Genomic DNA, 1583 nt, shown 5'->3' on the forward strand with positions numbered 1-1583 from the left:
CCATCGCCTATACGACGACTCTGATGGGCCTACCATCATCTTATTTGCAGCATGCAGCCAATTTATTGCCGTGGCTGCTTCTTGGCACACTATGATTTGTGCGGCTGAGAATCCGTAGGATTTTCAGATGTAGCAAATCAGTTGTTTAAATATAAGATTTTAAATTGAAGTAAGAGTAAAGCATGAATTATACACGTTGTTGTGAGTTGGCTTTTCTATTCACGATAATATAATTCCATATAACAATAGAAGTCCGTAAATATTGGCAATTCCGAAAAATATTCCGAATATCAGCTCTTTATTAATTCGGTATTTTTTTAATTCCGAACTTAATGTTTTTAAATTTTGTTCTGTTTCAATTCCGATTTTAGTTTCCGCAATTCGGTCTCCAATTCTACTTGATGGACTTACAAATGTAAACATCAAATCGATTGGGATAATTGGTAAAAAATTCCGCAAAGAGCTTTTCCATTCAGACGCTTTTTCATTATTCAGATTTTGAACTTGAATTCCGAAAAGTCTTTTTCCTATACTTTTTCCATTTAGAAAGTCTTTATTCATTGTGATTGGATAGACAATCATCATTGTTAGGAATAGATTATCAGTCAGAGCAACAATCAAAAATCCGATTATTCCCATAATCAGATAATCAACTACAAATGCTTTGATTCTATTTTCTAATATTGATTTCAGACGATGGTTTTTTTAGCTTGCTCACAACGTATTTGTGTATGATTTCGTTGCGTGTTTCAGCACTAAAGTTAGCAAATAAATCACAGATAGAAAGTCCGCGAGGACTTTCGTAAGTAAGCTATAACTAGCAATGAATTATACACGTTGTTGTGTGTAGTTTTTTTATTTCAACCTCTTTTTTATATCCATTCTCTGATTTAGAATTCTTACGATTTCAACAATTTCATTGTCAACTTTTCTATATAAAATAAGATGAGATTTTATTTTAGTAACTCGATAGTTTTTTCGAGTTTGTTCTGCTGATTTTCCGATCAAATAATTGTCTGTTATAAATTCAATTTCTCCGATTATTAAGTCGTAATATCTATCAGCTTGTTCTTTAGACCACTTATGAAAAGTATAAAGCCAAATATCATTTAAATCATCAATCGCTTGTTTACTTATTCGGTAATTGTTTTTACTCATAAGTGTTGGCGATGTAATTCAGTCAGATTTTGTTTTGGGTCAAAGTTTTCTACAAATCCGCTTTTTTCTCCAACTTTTAGAGCTTTAATTAGTTCTCTTTCTTTTTTTTCTTCTCGTTCCAAAAGTCTGAGAGCTGAACGAATTACTTCACTAACAGAACCATATCTGCCAGACTTTACTTCGTCTTTGATAAAATCCTCAAAGTGATTTCCGAGTGATATTGATGTGTTTTTTCCCATTTTGAAATATATTTATTCAAATATACCAAATCTTGGTAACGTAGACAAATTCTCAAATTACACACAACAATTGTGTATGATTACTAGTGTGTATATATCCATTTTGTCTACACCACTAATCTAGTGGATTTTTTATGTTTTTAAAAGTGTTTGTAGCCACATGGGTGTAAATCTCTGTTGTTTTAC

Annotated in this window: 3 protein-coding genes; all 3 read right to left on the reverse strand. The window is 31.6% G+C overall.

The window, feature by feature from the left end:
• Nucleotides 1-219: 219 nt before the first annotated feature.
• Entirely contained in the window at nucleotides 220-693 is a 474-nt protein-coding gene (locus H344_RS0116755; protein ID WP_316929568.1) for an RDD family protein, read from the reverse strand.
• A 162-nt stretch (nucleotides 694-855) separates the two neighbouring features.
• Nucleotides 856-1158, reverse strand: coding sequence for a type II toxin-antitoxin system RelE/ParE family toxin (locus tag H344_RS0116760; RefSeq protein WP_026811323.1), 303 nt, complete (start codon nucleotides 1156-1158; stop codon nucleotides 856-858).
• Nucleotides 1155-1397 carry a type II toxin-antitoxin system ParD family antitoxin gene (locus H344_RS0116765; protein WP_026811324.1) on the reverse strand — a complete coding sequence of 81 codons (243 nt, stop codon included), beginning with the start codon at nucleotides 1395-1397 and terminating at the stop codon, nucleotides 1155-1157. Before H344_RS0116765 ends, H344_RS0116760 begins: the two co-directional genes overlap by 4 nt.
• Nucleotides 1398-1583: the final 186 nt, after the last annotated feature.

The sequence above is a fragment of the Arenibacter latericius DSM 15913 genome, from assembly GCF_000424985.1.
GTDB classification, from domain to species: Bacteria; Bacteroidota; Bacteroidia; order Flavobacteriales; family Flavobacteriaceae; genus Arenibacter; species Arenibacter latericius.

Bases quoted from the DNA above. Each gene is read 5' to 3' on its own strand.
- H344_RS0116760 (WP_026811323.1), bottom strand. From the start codon at position 1,158: ATGAGTAAAAACAATTACCGAATAAGTAAACAAGCGATTGATGATTTA.
- H344_RS0116765 (WP_026811324.1), bottom strand. From the start codon at position 1,397: ATGGGAAAAAACACATCAATATCACTCGGAAATCACTTTGAGGATTTT.